This window comes from Wohlfahrtiimonas sp. XWW7, from assembly GCF_056716055.1.
In genome coordinates this window covers 235,810-261,242 of sequence record NZ_CP168032.1, presented here as the reverse complement: position 1 = coordinate 261,242, position 25,433 = coordinate 235,810, and the positions used below count along the sequence as shown (strand labels likewise).

The following is a 25,433-nucleotide window of genomic DNA, read 5'->3' as shown; positions in this document are numbered from 1 at the left end:
ATTGATAAGATGATGGAAGAGAGAAAAATTTATCCGCTGATCATTCTAGGATCAGGACCTGCTGGCTATACCGCCGCTTTATATGCCGCACGTGCAAATTTGAAGCCTGTCATCATTACGGGAATTCAGCAAGGTGGCCAGCTGATGACAACGACAGAAATTGATAATTGGCCAGGTGGTGAAGAAGGCTTAACAGGACCTGCTTTAATGAGTAGGCTTTCAGAGCATGCAGAGCGTTTCGGCACAGAAATGATCTGGGATCACATTGAGAAAGTAGATCTTTCGGGTAAAACCTTCATCTTGGAAGGTGGCAGTGAAACTTATGAATGTCAAGCGTTGATCATTGCGACAGGTGCAACCGCTAAATATTTGGGATTGCCATCGGAAGAAGCATATAAAGGTAAAGGTGTTTCTGCTTGTGCAACTTGTGATGGTTTCTTCTATAAAGATCAAGAAGTCGCAGTTGTTGGTGGCGGTAACACAGCAGTAGAAGAAGCGCTGTATTTAAGTGGCATTGCCTCTAAAGTTCATTTGATTCATCGTCGTGATACTTTCCGTGCTGAAAAAATAATGATCGAAAAATTGTATCGTAAGGTTGAAGAAGGCAAAATCGAGCTCCATTTAGAGAGCACGCTAGATGAAGTTGTGGGTGAGAATAATTTAGTCAATGGCATTAAAATTAAACATGTTCAAACAGGTGATATTCAATCAGTATCATTGTTGGGCGTATTTATTGCAATTGGTCATCATCCAAATACAGATATGTTTGCAGGGCAATTAGATATGGTGAATGGTTATATTAAAGTGCGTTCAGGTATCGAAGGCAATGCAACAGCAACAAGTGTGGATGGCGTATTTGCATGTGGCGATGTGATGGATTCTATTTATCGTCAAGCAATTACATCTGCGGGAACAGGTTGTATGGCTGCTTTAGATGTCGAAAAATACTTGGATAAAATTAATTAAGGGGATCAATCATGCGCTATAACAAAATGGAAACATTGGATCTAAAAGGCAAAACAGTATTAATTCGTGAAGATTTAAATGTGCCGATTCATGATGGCAAGATTACATCGGATGCACGTTTAGTGGCATCCATGAAAACAATCGAGCAGGCTTTAAAACAAGGCGCTGGCGTTTTAGTTATGTCTCATTTGGGTCGTCCAGATGAAGGTGTTTACAATGCAGAGTTCAGCTTAGAGCCAGTTGCAGCATGGTTAACGAATGCTTTAGGACAAGAAGTGCCTTTAGTGCGCGATTGGATTGATGGCGTATCAGTTGAATCAGGTAAAGTTAAATTGCTAGAAAATACTCGCTTTTTAGTGGGTGAAAATAAAAATAATGCAGAGTTGGCTGGCAAAATGGCTGCATTGTGTGATGTATTTGTGATGGATGCATTTGCAACGGCGCATAGAGCAGCTGCTTCAACAGTTGGCGTTGGTGATCAAGCTAAAGTTGCATGTGCAGGTTTAGTATTATCAGAAGAATTAGACTCTTTGAAAAAAGGTTTAGTTGCACCTGAAAGCCCGATTGTTGCAATTGTGGGTGGCTCTAAAGTTTCTACAAAATTAACAGTATTGAATCAATTGTTGGATAAAGTAGATGTATTGATCACAGGCGGCGGCATTACGAATACGCTATTATTAGCGCAAGGTTTGCCAGTAGGTAAAAGCTTGGTGGAAGCTGATTTAGTTGAAGATGCAAAAGCATTATTGGCAAAAGCAAAAGCAACGGGAAAAAACATTCCATTGCCAGTGGATGTTGTTGTGGGTAAAGCTTTCGATGCGAATACTGAAGCGACCGTGAAAAAGGTTGCTGATGTAGCAGAAGATGACATGATCATGGATATTGGACCAGAAACAGCTCAATTATATGCTGAGTTGATTTTGAAATCTAAAACAGTTGTATGGAATGGTCCTGTTGGTGTATTTGAGTTTGCAAGCTTTGCAGAAGGCACAAAAGCATTGGGCGAAGCCATCAAGCAAAGTGGTGCATTTTCTATCGCGGGCGGTGGCGATACAGTTGCAGCGATTGAGCAATTTGGTTTAACATCTGACATCTCGTACATTTCAACAGCAGGCGGTGCATTCCTTGAATTCTTGGAAGGTAAAGAATTACCAGCCGTTGCAATGTTGGAAAGAAGAGCAAACTAAAAGGAAAATTATGAGTGATGAAATCTTAATTAATAAAACGCCATATGAAACTCGCGCAGCAGTCATGCGAGATGGCGTCTTGCAAGAAATATTAATTGAGAGGACAGATCGTAACCTTTTAGTGGGCAATATCTATAAAGGCAAGGTTGTCAGGGTATTGCCAGGAATGGAAGCAGCATTTGTTGATATCGGATTAGAGCGTGCTGCTTTCCTTCATGTGAATGATATTCATACAGTGAAAAATTCTTTGGAAATTGAAAAAGAGTTATTGCCTGATGAATGTGATGAAAATGTTGAAAAACCTGTGATCATTCCGCCAAAAGCAGACATCACAGCGATTTTGTATCAAGGACAAGAGATTGTTGTCCAAGTGATCAAAGATCCGCTCGGTACAAAAGGCGCAAGATTAACGACGCAAGTTTCTATTCCTTCCTGTTATTTAGTATATTTGGCGGAAAGCGATGTGATTGGTGTTTCGATCCGCATTGAACAAGAGGAAGAGCGCCAGCGATTAAAGGATCATTTAAGTAATTTTCAAGAAGAATTGGGTGGTGCTTATATTGCGCGCACAGCAGCTGAAGGTGTGGATCCTTGGGTGCTCAAAGCAGATATGCAATTTCTATCTCGTCTTTGGGACAATGTTTCCGTAAAAATGAAAGCATCCAAAGCGGGGGATTTAATTTATGGGAATTTTCCATTAGAACTGCGTATTTTGCGTGATTATGTTGGCCGCGGCATTCAGCAGATTCGTGTGGATGCAACAGAGCCATTTGAGCGCATGTTGGGCTTTGCACAAGATTTCTTGCCTGAAACTTTGGGTAATATGCAGCTCTATAAAGGTTCTCGACCAATTTTTGACTTATATAATATCGAAGAAGAGATCGAAAAAGCATTGTCGAATCATGTGGCTTTGAAATCTGGTGGCTATATTATTATCGAACAAACAGAAGCGATGACGACGATTGATGTCAATACAGGTGCTTATGTTGGTCATCGTAATTTAGAAGAGACAATTTTTAAAACAAATTTAGAAGCCGCGCAAGCCATCGCACATCAGGTACGTTTGCGTAATTTGGGCGGTATGATCATCATTGATTTCATTGATATGATCAATCCAGAGCATCAGCAAAGTGTTTTGGATGAATTGCAGCAGCATTTATCGAATGATAATGCGCGCACAACCATCAGCGCTGTGACAAGTTTGGGCTTAGTGGAAATGACACGCAAGCGCACAAGAGAAAGCTTGGAGCATATTCTTTGTGAAAAATGTCCAACATGCCAAGGCAAGGGTTATATTAAAACAAAAGAAACTATTTGCTATGAGATTTTTAGGGAAGTTGTGCGTGAAGCGAAGCAATATCCGAACATTAATAGTATTTTAATTTTGGCATCTTCAGATGTGATCGAGCAATTACTCGATGAAGAAGCCCATCATTTAGCAGAATTACAAACATTTGCTGGATTGAATATCAAACTACAAGCGGAAGCACTCTATAATATAGAGCAATTCGATATTATTTTATTGTAGGTTAATGCCATGAAAAAAATCGTCGTTGCCATCACAGGCAGTATTGCAGCTTATAAGTCTGCGCATTTGGTGCGTTTGTTTAAAAAGTCAGATTGTGAAGTGCGCGTTGTGATGACGCAAAGTGCGAAAGAGTTCATTACACCGATGACAATGCAAGCTTTGTCTGGCAATGTTGTTGTGGATAATCTATTGGATCCTGCTCATGAAATGGGTATGGGGCACATTGAGTTATCTCGCTGGGCGGATGCGATTGTGATTGCGCCTTGCAGTGCCAATATGTTAGCAAAATTAGCGAATGGCATTGCGGATGATTTAGTGAGCGCAATGTGTTTAGCATCACCTAAGAAAATTCACATCGCGCCAAGCATGAATCGATTCATGTGGGATAACCCAATGACACAAGCTAACGTTCAAAAGTTATTGGCAAGTCATTTGTACTTAATGATTGATCCTGAAAGTGGCGAGCAAGCTTGTGGTGAAGTTGGGCAAGGCAGAATGGCAGAGCCAGAAGCCATTCACGATAGAATTTTAGCGGATTTAAATCCAAAAGATTTGCCATTATCAGGTCAAAAAGTTGTGATCACAGGCGGGCCAACGAGAGAAGCCATAGATCCTGTACGTTACATTAGTAATCATTCCAGCGGGAAAATGGCATGTCGTTTAGCGGATGCGTTTGCTGAGCAAGGTGCGAATGTCACTTTAGTGCTTGGTCCATGTGAAGCAAAGCCAAAGTTACCCATGAATATTGTGCCTGTGGAAAGTGCGCAGAATATGTTGGATGCAGTTTTGATTAACATTAATGATGCTACTGTATTTGTGGGTGCGGCTGCGGTTGCAGATTATCGTGTTGCAAACATTGCTACAGAAAAAATGAAAAAAACAGATGATCAAGATGGCTTAACATTATCATTTGTGAAGAATCCTGATGTATTGGCGACAGTAGCAGCATTGCCGAATAAACCATTTGTGATTGGCTTTGCAGCAGAAACGCAGAATGTCGTTGAATATGCCACAAAAAAATTGAATGCAAAACATCTAGATTTAATTTGTGCCAATGATGTTTCTCAAGGCAAAGTTTTTGGCGCGGATGAGAATAGTATTGTCATTATTGATACAAATAATGAAAAAATCGAGTTGCCACATTCATCAAAGCAAGATCAGGCGAAACAAATCGTCGATTTGGCAATAAAAAAGTTCATGTCTAAAAATTAGTTGTATCTAAAATACAACAATTTAACTAATTGATATTGAATATTTTTTTGTGAATTTAAATTTTTGTTGGAATATTAATACAACAAAATGTATTAAAAATGAAAATAAAAGTTGCATTAAAGTCACAAATAGTATTAAATTAGCCACATGGATAAACATGAGCTGAAACTCATTATCTAATTTATTTTTAATCAATTTGGAGCTTACAAAATGAAAAAGAGCTTAGTTGTAGTAGCATTAGCGGGCGCAATGGCGTTCACAGCAGCATCAGCTGAAACAGTATTATACGGTTCTATCCGTTTAGGTGCTGAAGTTGGTAAAAACCATTATGGTAAAAATCAAGTTAAAACAACACCAGAAAAACGTGGTTTAGAAATGGCTGATTACGGCTCACGTGTTGGTTTGAAAGGTTCTGAAGATTTAGGTAACGGCGCTAAAGTATTGTTCCAAGCTGAGTTCGGCTTTGACGGTATGTCAGGTGGTAAGGGTTTTTCTAACGAATTGCGTTTAGCATGGATTGGTGTTCAAGGCGAATGGGGTACAGTAGCTTTGGGTCGTCAGAACAACCCATTCACAGAATCTTTGAATGCTGGTACAGAAGCTGATAGCTTTAACGGCGACTTAGGTGCGACTTCTGCGTTGCGTTATGCAACTGGTACAGTTTTAACAGCAGCTGGCAACAATGTTAAAGATGGTAAAGTAGTAAGCACTCAAGGTACTTTCTCTTCAATGCCAACTCGCGTAGGTAACTCTATTGCTTACGTTTCTCCTTCATTCTCTGGCTTCAACTTTGTAATCGCTGGTATTGCAGAAGCACCAAAAGGCGAAGTAAAAGATAAAGCAGGTAATGTAATTGTTAGTGCATACAATTCAAATAATAACTCAAGCAAAGGTTTCGACATGTATACTGTTGGCTTGAACTATGAACACGAATCAGGTTTCTATGCTAAAGCAGCATACATGGGTGCTGATTTAGCTGAAAACATGAAACGTGCAAATATGTACGGTTTGAATGTTGGTTTTGAAAATGAGCAGTTCGGCGTGAACGCAGACTTCGGTGCTGGTGAGCGTGGTAAAAAAGGTAATGTTGGTACTAAAGTAACTTCAACTGGTTGGGATATCGGTGGTCACTTCTCGTTTGGTCCTGATTACTTCAGCACAATTCGTGCGACAGTAGGTCAAGCAGAAGTTAAGTATAAAAATAATAGCACTACTAAAGATACAATGACTGTATGGGCTGTTGGTTTCGAGCAAAAATTATCTACTCGTACAAAAGTATGGGCTGAATATGGTAAAGAAAACCGTAAATTTGGCAAAGGTACTACTGAGCAAACTAAACAAAACCGTGATGCATTCTCAGTTGGTATCCGTCACGATTTCTAATCTGACTTTTATCAGAGTATAAATTTGTATTAGATAGAGCCCGCATAGCGGGCTTTATTTTTATCTAAAATTTAAGGGGAAGAAATGATTGGTGTATTAGGCAGCGGTTCTTGGGGCAGTGCATTGGCCATTCACATTGCGCGCGTAGAAAACGTAATGCTGTGGGGACATAATCAGGATGACATTAAAACCATCCAAGAAACTCGTTATAATCCTAAATATTTACCGAATATTCAGTATCCAGAGAATATTATCGCCACAAGTTCCTTGGAACAGTTGGTTGAACAATGTGATCAATTGGTATTTGTTGTGCCTTCTTTTGCTTTATTGGATATTTTGCAGCAAATTAAATCTTTTGGTCAAAAGGATCTAGCATTCATTAATGCGACAAAAGGTTTAGAGCATGATAGTAATCGCTTTTTTTCAGAAATGATTGATGAAATGTTTGATTCACCTGTGCAAGCTGTATTATCTGGCCCAAGTTTTGCATCTGAAGTGGCTCGCCATTTACCAACAGCTATTACGATTGCTTCTAAAAATGAGCGGGATGCGAAAAATTTTTTACCATTGTTTCATCATCATCACATGCGTGTTTATTTGAATTCTGATCCGATTGGTGTTCAATTAGCAGGCACATATAAAAATGTGATTGCGATTGCGGCGGGGATTTCAGAAGGCTTAGGCTTTGGTTGCAATGCAAGGGCAGCACTCATCACGCGTGGTTTAGCAGAAATGACTCGTTTGGGTGTTTCATTGGGAGCATCCTTAGAAACATTTTTAGGCTTGGCTGGCGTTGGTGATTTAACTTTGACGGCCACAAGCACAGAATCACGTAACTATCGTTTTGGTAAATTCATTGGTGAAGGTTTAACAAAAGAGGAAGCCTTTGAAAAAGTCTTTCAAGTGGTGGAAGGTGCGAACAATGTGATCAATATGAAAGCATTGGGGGAAAAACAGAGCATTGAACTGCCGATCGTTGCTGAAGTGTATAAGATTTTGATGGAGAACTTAGATCCAAAAATTGCACTGAGTAATTTATTGGAGCGTTCTGCAAAAAGTGAATAAGAAAAAAGCCTCTGTCATAGAGGCTTTTAGTATTTTGTGGTTATTGTAAAGCTCGATTATTTGTAACGAGTTTTAGCAAAATAACGATCGAATTGCGCTTGAGTGTTTAAAGCAATGCTTTTTGCTTCATTTGCAGTTGTTAAAGCTTCATCAGCAGTTTTTTGTGCATTTGTTGCGCAGCCTGTTGCTACTAAACCTAAAGCGATCAAACTAGTTACTTTTAATAAACCTTTCATGTATAACTCCTTAGTAAGTTAGGTCACAAATTGACATTTATATCATGCCTTTTTTTTAGATATAAATCAATTCTGATGGTAATTATAGTGGATTTATTTCCAACTGGAAGATGCTGTGAAAAATATTTATTTCAAAAATTGAATGATCTCTGGATAGAGCATATCATTTTGAAATATATAGCTACTATGATCATGATTTTCTAATATCAATAAGTTAGATTTTTGAATATTTTCATGAATTTTTTCAAAAGTTCCTGCTTTATAGAGATCATTTTCACCGCCGACGATTAAAGTTTTCGCTTGAATTTTTTGCAAATCTTCGGCTTCAATATTGGGTTCATCCAACATCATTTTATAGAGAGGATTGGGATCATTTCTATATAAGCGCTCCACATAGCGCGTACAAGCATCTGTAAAGTCACTTGGCTTTAAATTAGGGCCAAGAAGAACGGCTTTATCAATCAATTCAGGTTGCTGCATTGCCAATAACATCGTCACGATAGAGCCATCACTGAAGCCAATGATATTCACAGGCGAGAGTTTTAATTCATGAATGAAAGCTAAAAGATCATCCGTCATTGTTTGATAATGGAATTGATCTGTCATTTGGCTTTGGCCATGATTACGGCTATCCAGCGCGTAGCATGTAAATTGGTGAGACAGTTTCTTGATCAGTGGATCAAAAATATGGTGATCTTCACCATTGCCGTGTAAAAAAATTAATGGCAATCCAGAACCTTGCTGTGTATAGAAGATCTGAGTGCCATTAATATTAATGTACGCCATAAAGTCATCCTAGAATATTTTAAAGTATGACTGAGCATCATAATCAATTATGTTATTTTTCCCAAGCAGGCGGTAAATTATAAAAAGCAGGGAAGTTATTTTTCACATAATCTTTATAGCCTTGGCTGTTCACAATGTCTATGATCGCTTTTGCCCAATCGCTTTCTCTGTTTTGATCTGCAACCACAATCCAATTCACAAATGTTTTACCAGGTTCTGTGCGGAGAATATCGCTGTCTGGAATATTGGCATCTTGAGCAAAGTTACCATTGATGATGGCAAATTCAACATCGCTGCGTGCACGAACAACTTGCGGTGCATCGATAGCAAGAATCTTCACACCTTTTGGATTGGCAATGATGTCTTGCTCACCCACAATGATAGGATCAGCATTGGGATCTAATTGAATCCAGCCTAAGGATTCTAAGATTCTTAATCCACGTGCAAAGTTAGTTACATTCGATGGAATAGCAATTTGGCTACCTGCTTTAACATCATCGAGAGATTGAGATTTTGCTTTATAAATCGCTAACGGTGCTGTTGGCACTTGTACTAATGGATATAAATTGGTTTTTGCTTGTGCATTGTATTCGTCTAAATAAGGCTTATGTTGGAATAGGTTTAAGTCAGCAGAACCATCCACAACGCTTTGATTAGGCAAAATACCATTGGTGCTTTCTCGTAATTCATATTTGTAACCACGCTTTTGTAATTCAGGGCCAATATAATTACGAATCATATCGGCAAAATCTCCAGGGGAAGAGATGATTTTAATTGTTTTTTGTTCTGTTGCTGAATTGTTCGTTGCTGTTGTATTGTCAGAACACGCAGTGATAACAAATATGCTGGATAGTAACAATAAGAATTTTTTCATGATATTTACCTTAAAAAAGATGATTATGCTAATTGTGGAAGGTCAGAATAGTGTGCAACGGCAACATCGGGATGTGAGCGCAAGCGGCCTTTTAAGAAGTTCTTGCCAATTTCTGTGAACAACGGATTTTTAGGATCTTGGGTGATTGCAAAATTGCTTGGCTGTAAATGCGCTGGCAATTCTAAAAGAGGCACAGTTGCATTTAATTGTGAGGTTAAAAAGAATGCCAATGAATATCTATCCACATTAATGGGCGGAGTTGTGACTCGATGTTGTGTGGCTTTGAGATAACCTTGGGAAGCAATTTCCAATAATTCACCAATATTGACAATGAATGTGCCTTTAATTGGTGTTGCAGGCACCCATTCATCATCTTTTAACACTTCTAAGCCTGAATGTTCATCTTGTAATAATAGCGTTAAATATCCGCCATCTTTATGCGCACCAACGCCTTGTTCTGCTTGTTCTGTCCCTGGATAATGAATGGCTTTACAAAGCACAGAAGGGTTCGTTGAATAAGTATGTGCGAATACATCAGGCGATTGCCCTAATGATTCTGCAAAAGCTGTGAGTAGAACTTTTGCCAAAGTAACTTTTTGACGCTGTAATTCTAATAATGTCGGTTTTAAATCAGGGATAGATTCAGGCCATTGATTGGGGCCTTGGATGCGAAGCCAAGGTTGATTCTGTGGAATTTGCTCTAAAGGAATGGCTTTATATTCAGGCATATAATCCAGTTGCTCGCGGGAATCAGGTTTTTCCCGTGTGATTTCATCTTTAAGCTTGGTATAACCGCGAAAATGTGGCGATTTCACCATTTGAATGTCTAATTTTTTTTCAATGGGCAAAGCAAAGAACTGCTTAGAAAGTTCTAAAGCACGATCTAATAGTGTTTGTTCAATGCCATGATTTTTAAGATAGAAAAAGCCAATGTTGTGTGTAACATCGCCGAGTGTCTGAATGAATTCAGCTTTTGCACTTCCGCCTTCACGGAATTTAGCAAAGTCCAAAATGGGTAAATTGTGTTGAGTCATGAAATCTCCTTGTCATATCAATTCGGTGTTTGCCGTTGTTGATATTCGCTTGCCTCTGCTATTTAGAGGGTTCTAAACAAGGAGATCCTTGGGTTTAACCATAAGGATGGACGCTTTAGCTGTTATGCCCGCAAGCTGTGTTTCAAATCGGCATGTGTCTATTTTTAATTCACTTAAACATATATGTCAAGTATTTTTTATTTTTGCTGGAGTTTCCATAAAGAAGCATATAATCCTTCTTTAGCGATCAAATCAGTATGTGAGCCAGTTTCTACGACTTTACCGTGGTTGATCACAACTAAACGATCCATCTGTGCGATGGTGGATAATCTATGAGCAATTGCGATGACTGTTTTACCTTTCATTAAAGTTTCTAAATGCTCTTGAATCACAGCTTCTGATTCTGAATCTAAGGCGGATGTTGCTTCATCTAAAATTAATATGGGAGCATTTTTGAGTAAAACACGCGCAATGGCGATTCTTTGGCGTTGTCCGCCTGATAATTTCACACCATTTTCACCCACAATGGCATCTAAACCTTGATTGCCATATTGATCCACTAAATCATAAACAAATTCATGTGCTTTGGTTTGTTTGAGTACTTGAGCAATCATTTCATCAGTGGCTGTTGGATTGCCATATAAAATATTGTCACGAATAGAGCAGTGTAATAAAGCGGTATCTTGTGCCACAACGCCAATATTGCCACGTAAACTTTCTTGTGTAACGTTCTGGATATTTTGCCCATCAATTGCAATGGAACCAGATTGAGTGTCAAATAATCGCAATAAAAGATTAATGAGCGTGGTTTTACCTGCACCAGAAGGGCCCACTAAAGCAACTTTTTCGCCAGATGCAATGTTTAAATTTAAATTGTGATAGATGGGTTTTTCAGGATGATAAGCAAAGTTAATATCAGAAATTATAATCTGACCTTTTGTAACATTGAGCTGCTCCGCATTTTGATGATCCATGATTTCACGATCTGCTGTCATGATTTTGATCCCATCTTGCACGCTGCCAATGTCTTCAAAAATGGCGCTCACTAATTTCATCACCCAAGTGGACATTGTGTTGATGCGAATCACTAAACTCAATGTAAATGCAATCGCACCTGCTGTAATGAGCGCATTTTGCCACAATAAAAGTGAAACCAATACAGTCACAGCGATGAGCAAGCTATTGAGAATCATCAGCGAGAAATCCAATGCTGTGATTAAGCGTGTGGAATACAGTGCCATATTGGTTTGGTGCGCCATTAATTCGCGTGTTTTTTCTTGTTCTCTGGCTGAATGGGAGAATAGTTTCAGCGTCAAAATATTGCTGTAAGTATCCACAATGTGCCCCATTAAACGAGAGCGAGCTTTGGCTGATTGATGAGAGCGTTCGCGGGTTTTCGGTAAGAAATATTTTAATAATAGTATGTAAGCAATGATCCAAGCGATCATGGGTAATGCGAGCCAAACATTCAACTCAATGAATAAGACAACGGTTGTCACTGCATAGATGATGACGCGCCACATGGAATCTGTCAGCATTAAAATAGAGTTACGAATGGATTGCCCTGTGCTCATGACTCGGCTTGCAATGCCGCCAGAAAAGTTACTGTGGAAAAAGTTTAAGCTCTGTTTCACTAAATAGTTATGTTGTTGCCAGCGAATGAGAGAAGTAAAATTTGTAGTGATGATTTGATTGATCAATACATTATGGATGAGCGAAACGATGGGGCGAATCAATGCGATCACAATAAACATCCAGATGAATGTGGATTGATGTTCTGTGAATAAATCCGCAGGTGTTTTGACAGATTGGACGATATCCACAATTTCGCCGATATATTTGAACAGTACGATTTCTAAGATTGCCGTAAAAAATCCTACGACAAATAGAATCATCATAGGGATTTTGACTTGCTTGAGATAAAACCAATAAAAGCCAGATAAGGATTTTGGTGGGGCAATATCGGGAGAAGATCGAAAAGGATTGATGATGCGTTCAAATAGATTGAGTTTTTTCATAAGAGCTTAAGCTATGGCATTAACAAGCATCATAGCTTAAGCTAAATAAGAAGTATTATCAAATGACAATTGAAATGACTAAATATAGATAATATGTTGCGCTATCTGTCGGCAATTAAATGCTGATGAAGATAGAAGCCGTGCCATCAGGACGATATTCCTCATAATCTACATCATAACGTCGATTCAATTCGCCTTTTTCTTCCAGTTGCCAAATGTGTTGCCACATTTCAAATATGCTGCTTGGTTGATTCATCGTGACAATAAATTCACGATATTGTTCTCCTAAAGTAATGGCATGATCTTTCGGCTGTTCTGTCGGAATGGCAATGGAAAGATCATAATCACCTTGATAATTATTGTCATAATTATGATAAACACCATAAACGCTGCCTGTATGATCCTCTAGCTGTTTCAAAGCTTTTGCCCAGAGATCTGTGATTTTTTCAATGATATCTGGATCATTAAAGTTATTGGTGCGCAGTGATAATATTGGTTGAAGCATCATTGTCATCTCTTATAAAAATAATTCGTAAGCAGGATTATCAGTTTCTTCAATATAGTCGTAACCTAATTGTGATAAAAACTCTTGGAAGAACGGTTCTGTTTCAGGTGGTACATTGATGCCCACTAAAGCTCGACCATAATCCGAACCGTGATTACGATAATGGAATAACGTAATGTTGAGTTGAATATTCAATGCAGTTAAGAATTTAAAGAGTGCATTTGGCTGCTGCGGGAAAATGATGCGAAGTAAGCGCTCATGCTTCACGCTGCGTGGTTTTTTACCGCCAACCATATGACGAATATGTAGTTTAGCCAATTCGTTATCACTCAAATCTGTCACTGAAAGATTATGGGATTCCAATGCTTTGATCACTTCCTCTTTTTCAGTTTTGCCATGTTGCAATTGAATGCCAACATAAACGATGGCTTGGCGATCACTAGAATAACGATAGTTAAATTCTGTAATATGTCGCTGACCAATCACATTAACGAAGTTCAAGAAACTTCCTGGCTCTTCTTGAATTGTGACGGCAAATAGTGCTTCTTTGCCTTCGCCCAACTCTGTGCGCTCTGCAACATATTGCAAGCGATCAAAGTTAATATTCGCGCCACTTAATACATTGCCAATATTTTTAAAGTGACAGTCTGGATTTTGTGCCAAATATTTTTTAAGTCCTGCAACACCTAAAGCGCCAGAAGGCTCAGTGATTGCGCGTGTATCTTCAAAAATGTCTTTCATAGCAGCACAAATTTCATCTGTTGTGACACAAATAATGTCATCCACCAGAGTTTTAGCAATTTCAAACGGATTTTCGCCAATCTGTTTAACGGCTGTACCATCTGCAAATGTGCCCACTTGCTTTAATTTGATGCGTTCATTCTTGATCAAAGCTTCTTTCATAGAAGCAGATTCAACAGGTTCAACGCCGATCACTTTGCAATGTGGTGCGATGAATTTTATGTAAGCAGCAACGCCAGCAATTAAACCACCGCCGCCAACAGGCACAAAAATAGCATCTAAATCGGGTTGCTGCTCAATCATCTCTTTACCGATTGTGCCTTGCCCAGCAATCACATTCCAATCATCAAAAGGATGAATCAAAGTTTTGCCGCTCTCACTGGCTAAGCGTAGTGCATATTCGCTGGCATCATCAAAGTTATCGCCATATAGCACAACATTCGCACCGCGAGCTTGGCAAGCTTGTACTTTTAATGCAGGCGCTGTGATTGGCATAACGATGGTTGTACTAATGCCCAATGCTTGGCCACTTAGTGCAACGCCTTGTGCATGATTACCTGCGGAAACACAGATCACGCCTTTATGGCGAGCTTCTGCTGATAATTGATAGATACAGTTGTAAGCACCGCGAATTTTGAAAGAGAAAACAGGTTGAGTATCTTCACGCTTAATCCAGATATTGGTATTGAGATGTTTGGATAAGCGTGGCATGAAATCAAGAGGAGTGCGCTCAGCGACATCATAGACGCGAGCAGTTAAAATATTGCGGATTAAATTATCCATGAGAAACCTTTATGTGTAGTCGAGTAAATTTCTGATGAATCTACGAAGATAGCATTAGTTTATTCAAAAAAATAGGGGTAAACGGAATCTAGCAGATATGCTTTATTGTCTTCGGGGTGATTACGGAGCTTGGTGGCAGAGATATTGATTTGTCCGCGTTCAGGATCAAATAATTCCACGGGTAAATCAAAATACTCTTGATACAATGGCGCATCTTGTGGCTCGCTACTGAATACAATATTGGGTTCTATGTGATGCTTGGCCAATGTCGCTTTAACGCGGTTGGACCATTCTAACCAACCATTAGGATATGTAGGAATGCCATCTTCATTAAAATCAATGGGATGAAGATTTGGATACATTGTTTGTAATGGTTTGAACCAAGCCATTCGATCAGCTCGGCTCGGCATTTTGATCATTTGACTCTGTTCAAAGAGTTTGTGGTCACGTTCTGTATCACTGCAAACAAAAACATAGAGTTCATTGACAGTTTGCAAAGCTTTTTCCATCATAAGGATATGGCCAGGGTGCAAAGGGAAGAATTTGCCGAAAATTAGGCCAGTTTGATATTTTTTCATAGATTTCTATAACCGTTCGCTATACTAATAATATGAATGATTAGTATAACAATTGAATAATAAAGGAAGATAGATGCACGGATTGTTTCTCGATATTATCACAGACTGGGGCACTTTTATGGGGGCGTTTACGATCCTCTATTTTTTAGCCGTTTTGATTGTGACCATCATCATTATCAATAATGAAGAGAGCGCAACAAAGACGCTTGGCTATCTGACATTGATTTGGTTTGTGCCGCTTTTTGGCGTGATCCTTTATTTCTCTTTGGGCGTGAATTATCGAAATAAACAGATGTATTCCAAAAAGCTTGAGATGAATCGCGGGCTTGAACAAGAGGCTGATGATTATATTCAAAGAATTTCAGCAGAAGCATTGAGCAATGATAGTCAGTCTGTCAATCAATTTAAAAGTATTGCGCAATTGGTCGGGCATGATTTTGCTGATCAAATTAGTGTTGGCAATAAAATTGATGTATTGATCGATGGCGAGAATGCTTTTCCTGTCATTATAGAAGCATTGAAGAACGCTAAAGAAACCATTCATTTAGAATATTACATCATTCGTAATGATAATATTGGCAATCAGATCAAAGATATACTGATCGAAAAAGCTAAAGAGGGTGTGAAAATCCGTCTCATCTATGATGACTTTGGTAGCAAAGCCATTCGTGGTACATATGTGGAAGAATTACAAGATGCGGGCGTAGAAGTTTATCCTTTCCGTAAGATTATTCTGGTGGCATTAGCCAACCGATTGAACTACAGAAATCACCGTAAAATCATTGTGATAGATGGTAGAGTTGGATTTGTGGGCGGCATTAATATTGGTGATGATTATATCAATTTACCAACTTCTAAAGTTTATCATCGTGATATGCATATGCGCGTAGAAGGGCCAATGGTTTATTCATTGCAATATATTTTCTTGGGTGATTGGCAATTTTGTGCCAAAGAAAAATTGACGTTAGATACTACGCTGTTTCCCACACATATGCGTCAAGAGAATGGCAAAGTGGCTCAGATTGCAGCAAGTGGACCAGATTCTACATATCCGATGATTATGTACACAATTTTACGTGCGATCATGTTGGCTAAAGAAGAAATTTTGATCACAACGCCATACTTTGTGCCATCGGAAGCTGTGATTGAGGCGATCAAAAATGCGGCATTAAGTGGTGTGAAAGTTAAATTATTAGTGCCTTATGAGACAAATTCATTAGTAACACAGTTGGCATCGAGCTCATATTATTCTGCTTTTATGGCGGCTGGGGTTGAAATTTATCGTTATAAGAAAGGCTTTATTCATGCGAAAACTTCTGTATTTGATGGGCAGTTCAGCATTATTGGTACGGCGAACATGGATAATAGAAGTTTTAACTTAAATTTTGAAGTCAACGGCATGATTTATGATGAAGAGTTGGGTCAACAAATGCGTGATGAATTTGCTAAAGACTTAACGCATTCAGTGCGTTTAGATCCAATGGAATGGGAGAAACGCAGTTCTGTTAAGCGCTTTATTGAAAAAGTGGCTAGGTTAACTTCCTCGTTATTGTAATTTTTGAGTTGTGAAATCAAAGCTCCTTCGGGAGCTTTTTTATGATCTGCTTTAATTTATGACAACTAGGTTGTCATATTTTATTTTGATCAGTAAAATACGCGTTTGCAGTATGCATGAAGTAGGGAGTAAAGATTTTATGTGCGTATTTAGATCAAAATCGACAAATTTATGGCTCTATCCGTTGAGTATGTTGATTCTCAGTCCGATTTTATATCTAGCATTTTCGACATTGGAAAATGGTGTTTTGAGGGTTGAGGAATTTCATATCCTTTTATTATTGGGTGGCGCTTTAGTCAGTGGTTTTTTGGCTTATCAGCAAAAAGATAAGCGAATCTTTTGGCTGTGGGCAATGATGTGGTGGATTGTATTATTTGGCAGGAGTATCAATTGGGGGCGATTGATTTGGCCAGAATATCCACGGGAAATGTATCGCATGATAGCTATTGCGCTTGTTTTAATGCTGTGTGTGCCACTGTTTGTATCACGCACACGTAATTTTATTGTGAATGTGATCCGTGAATATGGCGTGCCTTGCCATATTTTGGCGGTATTAATTGTGATGTTTATGATTGTGGATCAGGTTGAACATATCAGAGTGCCGTTTAGTTATTTATATTCATTATTGAATATTCAGGATTTAGGTTTACTAGAAGAGATCACCGAAACATTTTTCATTGCAGGTTTATTTGAGTACATTCGTTATTATAAATAAATTTAAATCAGCATCTTTTTGTGGAAATCCTTACAGTTTATGTGAGGATTTTTTATTGTCGCTAGAGAAATTTTAAATGCATTTGATTTCATCAGTTGCTTGATGAAAGCATTCATTATAGAGTAGTAAAATCTATTTCATAGAGCATTAGTTTTTAATTTTAGATTGAGCATATAAGTTAATAAAATTATCATGATGTTGTAGATAAAATTATTATTATCATATAGTTATCGCAATAGTTGCTACAATCAAGAATAGATTTCACACAATCATTTTTTAGGATAGGTGCTATAATTGTTTTTCTCGAGATGAATCGAGACAAACATTGAAAAATGTTTAACGCGTGGAAATTGATATTTGTATCTTTGATTTTCTCGCTTTTTTATTTTTGGAAATTCAGAAAAACGTGGGTGAGGGAAAGTAATGATTCGGTACATTGTAAAAAGCAGTGGTGAAAGAGAAGATTTTGACGCTGATAAATTGAATAAATGGGCCGAGTTTGCCGCACATTACGAAGTCGATTGGAGTACGATCGTATTGGAAGCTTATCGTAAATGTTACGATGGCTGCACCACGTTAGAATTGCATAAAGCAATGATTGATGCGTGTGTTGAGCGCGAAGATCATAGACATTTAAAAATGGCGGGCCGTTTCCTAATCGGTTCTATCTATAAAGAAGCTTTTGGCGGTTTTCGTAAAATTCCTTCATTGACAGTGTTCTATAGCCACATGATGCGTTTAGGCCATTGGGAAAGAATGGATTACTCTGAAGAAGAGTTAGTGGATTTAGATCGTATCATTGATCATAGCATCGATATTAACTATAACTACACAACTTTGCGTCAAATGAAAGATAAGTATTTGATCCAAAATCGTGTGACTGGTCATTGTTTAGAATCTCCACAGTTTATGTTCATGGGCATGGCGATGCAGAATATGCAAGGTCAGCCTAAAGAACGCCGTATGGACGATATCAAAAAATTATATCGTTATTTAAATGAATTAAAGATCAACACGCCAACGCCGATGTTGATCAACATGCGTACGCCACATAAAGGTTATGCATCTTGCTGTGTTTATACAACAGCGGACAATGTAGATAGTTTATCAACGGGCGATCACATTGCTTATATGATGACATGTGCATCAGCTGGGATTGGCGCGCATTTGTTAACGCGCTCAAAAGGTGATCCTGTTAAGCAAGGCCGCGTCATTCACCAAGGTAAATTGCCTTATTACCGTATGATTCAAAGTGCTGTGCATGCAAACATGCAATCAAGCCGTGGCGGCAGCGCAACAGTTTATTACAACGTATTAGATCCAGAAATCTTTGATCTATTGGTATTGAAAAACCCAACAACAGTGACACAAAAACGTATTCGTGACATTGATTACGCAATGTTATCTAACCGTTTATTTGTGGAAAAAGTTGCGAAAAACGAAGATTGGATGCTGATCAGCTACCAAGTTGCCCCTGATTTATACGATGCTTTCTATGCTAATGATTATGATCTATTCAAGCGTTTGTATGAGGGTTATGTTGCAAAAGATTGTAAGAAACAGATCGTAAAAGCACGTGATATCGCAGTGAAAGCATTGACAGAATCTGCTGAAACTGGCCGTATTTATATGACATACATTGATGAAATGAATCGTCATACACCATTTAAAGATACAATTTACTCAAGTAACTTGTGCTTGGAAATCGCATTACCAACAAAGCCATTCCGTGATATTCAGGATCTATATTCTGAAAATCCTGAAGGTGAAATCGGCTTATGTAGCTTGGCGTCAATCGTTGTTGGTCGTGTTGAAGCAGATGAATATGAAGATGTTGCGTATTACACAGCATTGATGATTGATAACGTCATTGAGTTGATGGAATATCCATTCCCATCATTGAAAACAACAGCTCAAGCGCGTCGTTCAATCGGTGTTGGTATCACAAATCTTGCGCATGAAATGGCAAGAAAAAAATTAAGCTATGCATCTCATGAAGGTAAAAACTACATTCATCAGATCGCAGAGCGCCACAGCTATTGGTTGCACCGTGCATCTTTACGCTTAGCGAAAGAGAAAGGTAATGCATCTTGGATCAGTAAAACTAAATATCCTGAAGGTTGGTTGCCAGTAGATTCTTACTGTAAAGCGGTGGATGCAGTACATAGTCAAGATTTAATGTTTGATTGGGAAGCATTGCGTGCAGATATTAAAGCGCAAGGCGGTATTCGCCACAGCGTATTGGAAGCGATGATGCCAGTTGAATCATCGAGCCAATTAACAAACACAACGAATGGTGTTTATCCGATCCGTAATTTGCGTGTGATGAAAACATCGAGCAACAATAAAAACTTGTTGCTTGCGCCAGATTTAGAGGATTTAGGCCCATTCTATGACATCGCATGGAACTTAGATTCTAAAGATTTGATTGATATGTATGCGATCATTCAGAAATTTACAGGTCAAGCGATCTCTGCGGACTTGTACTTGAATCTAAAAGACGAAGCGAATATTTCAACGAGTAAACTGCTTAAAGATTACATCTATATGATGAAAATGGGCTGTAAAACTCGTTATTACTTGAATAGTGCGTCAGGTATTGTCCACGAAGCTTTTGTTGAAACAGTTGAAGACAAAGGTTGTGCGGGCGGTGCATGTACTCTGTAGGAGATTATGATGGAAAAAAATGAAATGACTTCTATCTTTAACCAAGATAATACATCATGGCAAACAGGCCGTTATCCTTTGGTTTTAGGTGAGCCATTGGGGTTGTATGACAGCGTGAATGTACCTTATCCAAAGTTATTTGATTTGTATAAGTTACAAAAATCAATGGATTGGACAGAAGATGAAGTGAATCTTGAGCAATCTCGCATGGATTTGATCAACTGTTCTAAAAATAACTATGACATCATGGTTAAAACATTGGCATTCCAATGGGAATTAGACTCTGTCGCATCACGTGCGATTGCGCCATTGTTTGCACCATTTGTGACAAATAGCGAATTGTGGGTTATGTTGTCTAAGCAGTCAGAAATTGAAAATTTGCATGCTTTGACATACTCAGAAATCATTCGCCAGTGTTTGTCTGATCCTAAAGAAGTTTTTGAAGCAGTGATGAAGAATGACGAAGTATTGAATCGTTCAACAACTGTGATCGAAGCGTTCGATAAATTGGCTGAATATGGTGCTTTATATAAATTAGGCAAAATTCAGAAAGATGATTTAGCGTTGAAACAAGTCGTATTGAAAGGCTTTGTAGCTCTATATTGCTTAGAAAAAGTCGAATTCATGAGTTCATTTGCTTGTACTTTTGCATTGGCAGAGCAAAATATCTTCCAAGGCATTGCTAAATTAGTTCAAAAGATTGCACAAGATGAGCAAGTTCACGTGATGATGGATGAAGCAATCTTAGAAATTATGTTAGCAGATGAAGAATGGATTAATGTATTCAACACGATCCGCGATGATGCTGCAAAAATCATTTCAGAAGTGATCGAGCAAGAGTTCTCTTGGAATAAATATTTGTTCAGCGAAAACCGCTCAATCGTTGGTTTGAATGAAACTTTATTGAATGAGTGGGTTTTATATAATGCACAAGATTTGTATCGCTTCTTAGGCATTGATAATCCATATCCTGTGATCAAAAACAAACCATTGGTTTGGATGGATAACTGGTTGGATTTGAATAAAACACAAAATGCTAACCAAGAATCTGATAACACGAATTACCGCTTAAATAGCGTATTAGATGACTCAGAAAATGAAATCTTTGATATTTAATTAAAGAATAAACAGATTAAAAAAGGGCTAATTTTTATTAGCCCTTTTTTATTCTTTTAATATCAAAGGTTTTTATTGCTTTTTATATTTCACCGTATAGTTATCAATAAATTTTTTAGATGATAAGCCAAATTGTTCTAAATATTTTTGTATATTTCTAATTGTTAGATCAGTTGTGGAAAGTTGCATTATATGTGTGTGAAACTTGTTTACTTGTTCAGTTAATTCTGAAAGTTTTTGAGGTGTAATAATTCTAGCGCTTTCATCTAAATATGCATCATATTGTAAGATGGAAGATTGATGAATCATTATCGCTGTAACATGGCAACTATTATCATACTCACCTTTAAACCACTGGATGGCAGTATTTAATTGGCCACAATCTTTTTTACTAATTTCATTAGTAACAGTACCATTTTTACATTCTATTACTAAATAATTCAGTTCTCCTAAAGACCATAGGACATCAGGACCTTTGTTTGTTTCTAGTTCAGGTCTTTGGGCATGGAGTCCTATTAGGAAGGCAAGTTGTTTAAAAGCTTCTTCAAATGAATTTGCAGTTTCTGGTTGAAAACAGAGTTTACTAAGGGTGGCTTGGCTGTCTATGATAAACATGTTTTTATTATCATATGAATGAATTTGTTTTAAGATATTTTCAGGTTGGGTAGAATGATATATATCCTTTTTATATGCAATACCTTGAATAGGTGTCATAACTTGAGGGTTTAGAGATTTTGCGGTTTTCTGTATTTCTTGTGCATTTATTTGGTCTAAAAAATTAATATATTTAGCCTGAATTTGTTTTAAATATCCCTGAGATAATTTATCAAATGCTGCTAAATTGGTATTGAGGAACTGGGAAATGATAAAATTAGATTGTTCATAATTTTTATATAAAGCTTGGTCGTAAGCATATCTAAGCATTGCTGATACTCTATCAACAATAGGTTCTGAATATTTTAATTCTGCTAAAGCACCACGGCTTTGGGTTAGCCACCCAGAATTTTTTTGTAAGCATAGATTTAAAATATCAGTTAAGTTATTTAAATCTAAAGTATCCATTATTTGTTCAGTAATTTGCTCTGATAATTCTAGTTGAACACGTGTTCCTGGTGAAAAATGTTCTATAGCTCCATTGATGTACAACTGTTGTGTTAAATTTTTCCCCATCAGAATAATGGCACAGTAATCATCATTTGATCTGATACCCCGCCCCATTCCTTGTTCTATTTTTTGTATAACTTTGCTAAGCAAATTATTTTTTAATACGAGGGATTGTTCTATTTTATCAATCTCTCTATTTGGTGTAGGTAATTCATCAATAAAGAGTACTCGGCAAGCATCGTGAGGCAGATCTACGCCATCGTATCTATTGACTAAAATAGTTAAGCCATTAGTTCGTTTTTTTATACTATCAATTTCATCATTGATATTAGATTTGTCGATCATATTATCATACAAACCATCCCATAATTTTAGCCTTTGATAAGATGGTACTAAGACCATAACATTATATGTTTCTGATAATTTTTTTGCGTAATTTCTCATGTTATCATCAGTTATATTTGGGTTTATTACTTGGGGTAATAATATGATTCTATCGCCAATATCTCCAGCGGAGTCAGGGAAAATACAGTTTTGAACGTGATTTTCAGAGACGGCAAAGTGACTAGCTAATATAGAATCATCAGCTAACGTTGCAGTCATAAATATTTTTCTTTCAGCATTCATAAATGCAGGTATTTTTTGAATAGGTACATTAAAAGGTGATATTTCTATAGTGTTGCTAGTGATGACACATTCACATAAGTGAAGGCTTTCTTTTAATAACTCCCATTTAAACAATAAATACTCTTCTTCTTTATCTTGTATAAGAATGTCTATTATTTGTTTAATTTTATTTTGCCACTCCCAATAAGGAACTTGTATTGCTTGGCTATTATCACCTTGTTCAATTTCTTGATATTTTGTATAGTTAATTTGCTTTAAGCTCGTAGATAGTAAAGATAATATGGATTTATATCCATTACTAGTACAAGGGATTTTAATGGTAAATTGTTCTTCGACAGAATTAATGCAGGCGTGAGCATCATCTATAATAATACTAGATATATTAAGTTTTATATTACCCTCACCTACTCCAAATTTAGATTTTCCATTCACCAATGTATGTATATTGGTAACCAAAATTGCTTTTCCAGATGTGAATTTATAGTCTTGTGGATCTTTCGTTGTTCTAAGTCCTAATTCACTTGCTGTTTTAATTACTTGTTCAACTAGATAGTTATCTGGGCAAATGTAGACAGCAGGAGACTTTTTCTCATTTAGGCAACTTTTTAAAATTAATAATCCTACAACTGTTTTTCCACTACCTGTATTCATTTTAATTGTTGTACTTGGAATATCTCTGAGATTAAACCATTTTGACCAAACTTGTGACTGAACATCTCTTGGGTATGGATATTTACCGATATTTTTGTCAGGGAGTGCATTAAATATTTCTCTAGGATTAATTAATGTATCTGATTTATTGTTGCCTGTACCAATTTTTGAAAAGTCTATTGAAATCATTATATTTACCTGATTTTATATAAAATATTATCATGTTAGTATATAGAAAAGTTTGAAAGATGGTGAAATGAATGAGTTGTATACATATTGAGAATGAACCTGATGATGTGATTGAGCTATTAGAACAAATTACAGATGCCAATATCCAAGAGTTGAAAGATCGTAATTGCACAACTGAATTATCAAACCTCAAAGCAATGGCACAAGATGTTTTAACTATGCTCCAAACAACGGCTTCAGGTGGATATTTGGTGGATGTTTCTAGAATTCAAAAAATTATAGAGCAAATCTAATATATGAAAGAATTAGAGAACTCCTTATTTAGTATTATTTCAGATGAATCTTGGCAAGAGTTTCTAGTAATTAATCCGATCTTGCATCGAGAGATTAATGAGGCTTTAAAAGCCCAAGCTTATCCTGCAATATACTATGAAAATAATGTGATTTATCCAATTCCTTATAGACTATTTTATGGTGTTAGTTGCCAATTAAAACGCTCGAAATCAATGGATGCAGAATTATTTTGTGTCATAGAGAAAGTACTTTTAACTCGACATCATAATGGTTTTATTAGAGCAGAAGCAGTTATGTATTTATTGCAGAAAAACATATTAGAAAACTATTCTTTTGTTGCAGCTTATTTGATTCGTTTATTAGGTGAATATGTTAAAGAAATTTGGCAAATGATTTATCAATCATAAGAGTTATTTCAGGTGGATTCCGTGAGACAATTTGTATTATCTAATCCTAAATTTATGCAAAAAACTTTAGATCGCACAATCACATATACAAATGAATATTATCGTTATGATTATAAAAATTATAAGGATGCGGAAGGCTATCAGATGATTCAATATTTAAAGGCTATGATTTAAAGTTGCCTCATATTTGAATTTCCACAATAATCAGGCAATATATGTATCAAGTAATAAGTAAGCATTTAATATAAATAGAATAATTTAGAGTCAGGAATAGATATGAGCCAAGATTATATAGAGATAAAAAAAAGTAAAATAGCCTTCTATTTCGGTATATTTTATAAGTTAATAGCTTTGGTTATTGTTGCATTGATTTTGATAAAAGGATTTGAGTTTTCAATAGGTTATATTATTTTGTTTGGTGTGATTTTATCGATTATTGTGATACTTTATGAAGTTATTGTTAATGCTCATCGTAGCATGAGAATTTATAGCGATAGATTAACGATAGCTTTTGGTTTTTTCTCAAAAAAATCTTTTGACATCTCTTTTGAAAATTTGTCAGGCAGCTCTTCGATACAGCCTTATTTTCATAATTTATTAAATTATGGAGCTTTATTGTTAAATCTTAAAGATGGTTCTTCGTATATCATTAATGATATTGTTTCTCCGAGAAAAGTACAGGAACAGCTATGGAATAAATTTGATGCTCATCCTGAAATTAACACAGAAGTTTTAGGTGTTATCAATGTTCAGCTGACAGCAAAATTGATGAAGATTTTATTGGGGATTTTGGATGTATTTATTCTAATCATTGCTCTATTCACAATTACTCGATTAGAGCTTTGGGTTGCTGTAATTGTAATAGTTTGTACAGTGTATTTTTTGACGATGATGACAGTCAATTTGCTAGATAAGAAATTGCAATATAATGGATTTGCTCAATTAACAAATAAAACAGTCATCCTTTTACAGGGGTTTAAGGTAATAGGCTATAGGATAGTTTATTTACAAGATTGCTATAAGATATTGATTGATGAATTGAATAATACTCTGTTGGTACAAACTGAGAATTCTGTGAGTGCAATCCCATCTTTTAATCAATTATCGCTTTATGAAACAGCAAAGTTAATCACGGAATGGCATCCTCATATAGAAATTGATTATGTCCCTCATTTTTCATATTAAAGATTTATGAAGAAGTGGCCAATTGCA

Annotated in this window: 23 protein-coding genes; 14 read left to right on the top strand and 9 right to left on the bottom strand. The window is 36.9% G+C overall.

The annotated features are described in order from the left end of the window. Window positions 1–12: 12 nt before the first annotated feature. The 6 genes from trxB to ACA100_RS01285 all read left to right on the top strand — a co-directional run bounded on the left by trxB (window position 13) and on the right by ACA100_RS01285 (window position 7,341). Window positions 13–966: a thioredoxin-disulfide reductase gene (trxB, locus tag ACA100_RS01310; RefSeq protein ID WP_481079087.1), complete on the top strand. Its 954-nt coding sequence runs from the start codon at window positions 13–15 to the stop codon at window positions 964–966. An 11-nt stretch (window positions 967–977) separates the two neighbouring features. Then, window positions 978–2,153 (top strand): phosphoglycerate kinase, encoded by a 1,176-nt coding sequence (locus ACA100_RS01305; RefSeq protein WP_481078220.1) that lies wholly within the window; start codon window positions 978–980, stop codon window positions 2,151–2,153. Window positions 2,154–2,163: 10 nt separating this feature from the next. Continuing rightward, window positions 2,164–3,681, top strand: a complete 1,518-nt coding sequence (rng, locus tag ACA100_RS01300; protein ID WP_481078219.1) for a ribonuclease G — start codon at window positions 2,164–2,166, stop codon at window positions 3,679–3,681. A 9-nt stretch (window positions 3,682–3,690) separates the two neighbouring features. Then, a complete protein-coding gene (coaBC, locus tag ACA100_RS01295) occupies window positions 3,691–4,893 on the top strand; it encodes a bifunctional phosphopantothenoylcysteine decarboxylase/phosphopantothenate--cysteine ligase CoaBC (RefSeq protein ID WP_481078218.1) in 1,203 nt (400 codons plus the stop codon). A gap of 210 nt (window positions 4,894–5,103) precedes the next feature. After that, window positions 5,104–6,276 carry a porin gene (locus tag ACA100_RS01290; protein WP_481078217.1) on the top strand — a complete coding sequence of 391 codons (1,173 nt, stop codon included), beginning with the start codon at window positions 5,104–5,106 and terminating at the stop codon, window positions 6,274–6,276. An 84-nt stretch (window positions 6,277–6,360) separates the two neighbouring features. After that, window positions 6,361–7,341, top strand: coding sequence for an NAD(P)H-dependent glycerol-3-phosphate dehydrogenase (locus tag ACA100_RS01285; protein ID WP_481078216.1), 981 nt, complete (start codon window positions 6,361–6,363; stop codon window positions 7,339–7,341). 56 nt (window positions 7,342–7,397) lie between these two features. Here the strand turns inward: ACA100_RS01285 and ACA100_RS01280 are convergent, their stop codons facing one another. The 8 genes from ACA100_RS01280 to ACA100_RS01245 form a co-directional block, all read right to left on the bottom strand. Further along, entirely contained in the window at window positions 7,398–7,577 is a 180-nt protein-coding gene (locus tag ACA100_RS01280; RefSeq protein WP_481078215.1) for an alanine-zipper protein, read from the bottom strand. A gap of 126 nt (window positions 7,578–7,703) precedes the next feature. Then, window positions 7,704–8,363 carry an alpha/beta fold hydrolase gene (locus tag ACA100_RS01275; RefSeq protein WP_481078214.1) on the bottom strand — a complete coding sequence of 220 codons (660 nt, stop codon included), beginning with the start codon at window positions 8,361–8,363 and terminating at the stop codon, window positions 7,704–7,706. A 52-nt stretch (window positions 8,364–8,415) separates the two neighbouring features. Then, a complete protein-coding gene (locus ACA100_RS01270) occupies window positions 8,416–9,237 on the bottom strand; it encodes a MetQ/NlpA family ABC transporter substrate-binding protein (protein WP_481078213.1) in 822 nt (273 codons plus the stop codon). A gap of 23 nt (window positions 9,238–9,260) precedes the next feature. Further along, window positions 9,261–10,271: an isopenicillin N synthase family dioxygenase gene (locus ACA100_RS01265; protein ID WP_481078212.1), complete on the bottom strand. Its 1,011-nt coding sequence runs from the start codon at window positions 10,269–10,271 to the stop codon at window positions 9,261–9,263. 197 nt (window positions 10,272–10,468) lie between these two features. Beyond that, entirely contained in the window at window positions 10,469–12,289 is a 1,821-nt protein-coding gene (locus tag ACA100_RS01260) for an ABC transporter ATP-binding protein (RefSeq protein ID WP_481078211.1), read from the bottom strand. 115 nt (window positions 12,290–12,404) lie between these two features. Next, complete coding sequence (locus ACA100_RS01255) at window positions 12,405–12,797, bottom strand: AraC family transcriptional regulator (protein WP_481078210.1); 393 nt, start codon at window positions 12,795–12,797, stop codon at window positions 12,405–12,407. 9 nt (window positions 12,798–12,806) lie between these two features. After that, entirely contained in the window at window positions 12,807–14,318 is a 1,512-nt protein-coding gene (gene ilvA, locus ACA100_RS01250) for a threonine ammonia-lyase, biosynthetic (RefSeq protein ID WP_481078209.1), read from the bottom strand. A gap of 59 nt (window positions 14,319–14,377) precedes the next feature. After that, window positions 14,378–14,896 carry an adenylyltransferase/cytidyltransferase family protein gene (locus ACA100_RS01245; protein ID WP_481078208.1) on the bottom strand — a complete coding sequence of 173 codons (519 nt, stop codon included), beginning with the start codon at window positions 14,894–14,896 and terminating at the stop codon, window positions 14,378–14,380. A gap of 73 nt (window positions 14,897–14,969) precedes the next feature. Here ACA100_RS01245 and cls point away from each other — a divergent pair, with 73 nt between their 5' ends. The 4 genes from cls (at window position 14,970) to ACA100_RS01225 (ending at window position 20,949) form a co-directional block, all read left to right on the top strand. Further along, a complete protein-coding gene (gene cls, locus ACA100_RS01240; RefSeq protein ID WP_481078207.1) occupies window positions 14,970–16,451 on the top strand; it encodes a cardiolipin synthase in 1,482 nt (493 codons plus the stop codon). A 139-nt stretch (window positions 16,452–16,590) separates the two neighbouring features. Beyond that, entirely contained in the window at window positions 16,591–17,166 is a 576-nt protein-coding gene (locus ACA100_RS01235; protein WP_481078206.1) for a hypothetical protein, read from the top strand. Window positions 17,167–17,589: 423 nt separating this feature from the next. After that, entirely contained in the window at window positions 17,590–19,833 is a 2,244-nt protein-coding gene (locus tag ACA100_RS01230) for a ribonucleoside-diphosphate reductase subunit alpha (protein WP_481078205.1), read from the top strand. A 6-nt stretch (window positions 19,834–19,839) separates the two neighbouring features. Further along, on the top strand, window positions 19,840–20,949 hold the full coding sequence (locus tag ACA100_RS01225) for a ribonucleotide-diphosphate reductase subunit beta (protein WP_481078204.1): 1,110 nt from the start codon (window positions 19,840–19,842) through the stop codon (window positions 20,947–20,949). Between the two features lie 72 nt (window positions 20,950–21,021). Here the strand turns inward: ACA100_RS01225 and ACA100_RS01220 are convergent, their stop codons facing one another. Continuing rightward, window positions 21,022–23,520, bottom strand: coding sequence for a DEAD/DEAH box helicase family protein (locus ACA100_RS01220; protein WP_481078203.1), 2,499 nt, complete (start codon window positions 23,518–23,520; stop codon window positions 21,022–21,024). 71 nt (window positions 23,521–23,591) lie between these two features. On the opposite strand from ACA100_RS01220, the gene ACA100_RS01215 reads away from it, so the two are divergent. From ACA100_RS01215 to ACA100_RS01200, 4 genes are all read left to right on the top strand, one after another. Then, window positions 23,592–23,813: a hypothetical protein gene (locus ACA100_RS01215; protein ID WP_481078202.1), complete on the top strand. Its 222-nt coding sequence runs from the start codon at window positions 23,592–23,594 to the stop codon at window positions 23,811–23,813. A 3-nt stretch (window positions 23,814–23,816) separates the two neighbouring features. Further along, complete coding sequence (locus ACA100_RS01210) at window positions 23,817–24,221, top strand: hypothetical protein (RefSeq protein ID WP_481078201.1); 405 nt, start codon at window positions 23,817–23,819, stop codon at window positions 24,219–24,221. A gap of 21 nt (window positions 24,222–24,242) precedes the next feature. After that, complete coding sequence (locus tag ACA100_RS01205) at window positions 24,243–24,395, top strand: hypothetical protein (RefSeq protein WP_481078200.1); 153 nt, start codon at window positions 24,243–24,245, stop codon at window positions 24,393–24,395. 102 nt (window positions 24,396–24,497) lie between these two features. Beyond that, window positions 24,498–25,406, top strand: coding sequence for a YdbT family protein (locus ACA100_RS01200; protein ID WP_481078199.1), 909 nt, complete (start codon window positions 24,498–24,500; stop codon window positions 25,404–25,406). Window positions 25,407–25,433 lie beyond the last annotated feature (27 nt).

What these genes read in the sequence shown, in the direction of transcription:
- trxB (WP_481079087.1), top strand. Translation starts at nt 13, where the DNA reads ATGGAAGAGAGAAAAATTTATCCGCTGATCATTCTAGGATCAGGACCT.
- ACA100_RS01305 (WP_481078220.1), top strand. Translation starts at nt 978, where the DNA reads ATGCGCTATAACAAAATGGAAACATTGGATCTAAAAGGCAAAACAGTA.
- rng (WP_481078219.1), top strand. Translation starts at nt 2,164, where the DNA reads ATGAGTGATGAAATCTTAATTAATAAAACGCCATATGAAACTCGCGCA.
- coaBC (WP_481078218.1), top strand. Translation starts at nt 3,691, where the DNA reads ATGAAAAAAATCGTCGTTGCCATCACAGGCAGTATTGCAGCTTATAAG.
- ACA100_RS01290 (WP_481078217.1), top strand. Translation starts at nt 5,104, where the DNA reads ATGAAAAAGAGCTTAGTTGTAGTAGCATTAGCGGGCGCAATGGCGTTC.
- ACA100_RS01285 (WP_481078216.1), top strand. Translation starts at nt 6,361, where the DNA reads ATGATTGGTGTATTAGGCAGCGGTTCTTGGGGCAGTGCATTGGCCATT.
- ACA100_RS01280 (WP_481078215.1), bottom strand. Translation starts at nt 7,577, where the DNA reads ATGAAAGGTTTATTAAAAGTAACTAGTTTGATCGCTTTAGGTTTAGTA.
- ACA100_RS01275 (WP_481078214.1), bottom strand. Translation starts at nt 8,363, where the DNA reads ATGGCGTACATTAATATTAATGGCACTCAGATCTTCTATACACAGCAA.
- ACA100_RS01270 (WP_481078213.1), bottom strand. Translation starts at nt 9,237, where the DNA reads ATGAAAAAATTCTTATTGTTACTATCCAGCATATTTGTTATCACTGCG.
- ACA100_RS01265 (WP_481078212.1), bottom strand. Translation starts at nt 10,271, where the DNA reads ATGACTCAACACAATTTACCCATTTTGGACTTTGCTAAATTCCGTGAA.
- ACA100_RS01260 (WP_481078211.1), bottom strand. Translation starts at nt 12,289, where the DNA reads ATGAAAAAACTCAATCTATTTGAACGCATCATCAATCCTTTTCGATCT.
- ACA100_RS01255 (WP_481078210.1), bottom strand. Translation starts at nt 12,797, where the DNA reads ATGATGCTTCAACCAATATTATCACTGCGCACCAATAACTTTAATGAT.
- ilvA (WP_481078209.1), bottom strand. Translation starts at nt 14,318, where the DNA reads ATGGATAATTTAATCCGCAATATTTTAACTGCTCGCGTCTATGATGTC.
- ACA100_RS01245 (WP_481078208.1), bottom strand. Translation starts at nt 14,896, where the DNA reads ATGAAAAAATATCAAACTGGCCTAATTTTCGGCAAATTCTTCCCTTTG.
- cls (WP_481078207.1), top strand. Translation starts at nt 14,970, where the DNA reads ATGCACGGATTGTTTCTCGATATTATCACAGACTGGGGCACTTTTATG.
- ACA100_RS01235 (WP_481078206.1), top strand. Translation starts at nt 16,591, where the DNA reads ATGTGCGTATTTAGATCAAAATCGACAAATTTATGGCTCTATCCGTTG.
- ACA100_RS01230 (WP_481078205.1), top strand. Translation starts at nt 17,590, where the DNA reads ATGATTCGGTACATTGTAAAAAGCAGTGGTGAAAGAGAAGATTTTGAC.
- ACA100_RS01225 (WP_481078204.1), top strand. Translation starts at nt 19,840, where the DNA reads ATGATGGAAAAAAATGAAATGACTTCTATCTTTAACCAAGATAATACA.
- ACA100_RS01220 (WP_481078203.1), bottom strand. Translation starts at nt 23,520, where the DNA reads ATGATTTCAATAGACTTTTCAAAAATTGGTACAGGCAACAATAAATCA.
- ACA100_RS01215 (WP_481078202.1), top strand. Translation starts at nt 23,592, where the DNA reads ATGAGTTGTATACATATTGAGAATGAACCTGATGATGTGATTGAGCTA.
- ACA100_RS01210 (WP_481078201.1), top strand. Translation starts at nt 23,817, where the DNA reads ATGAAAGAATTAGAGAACTCCTTATTTAGTATTATTTCAGATGAATCT.
- ACA100_RS01200 (WP_481078199.1), top strand. Translation starts at nt 24,498, where the DNA reads ATGAGCCAAGATTATATAGAGATAAAAAAAAGTAAAATAGCCTTCTAT.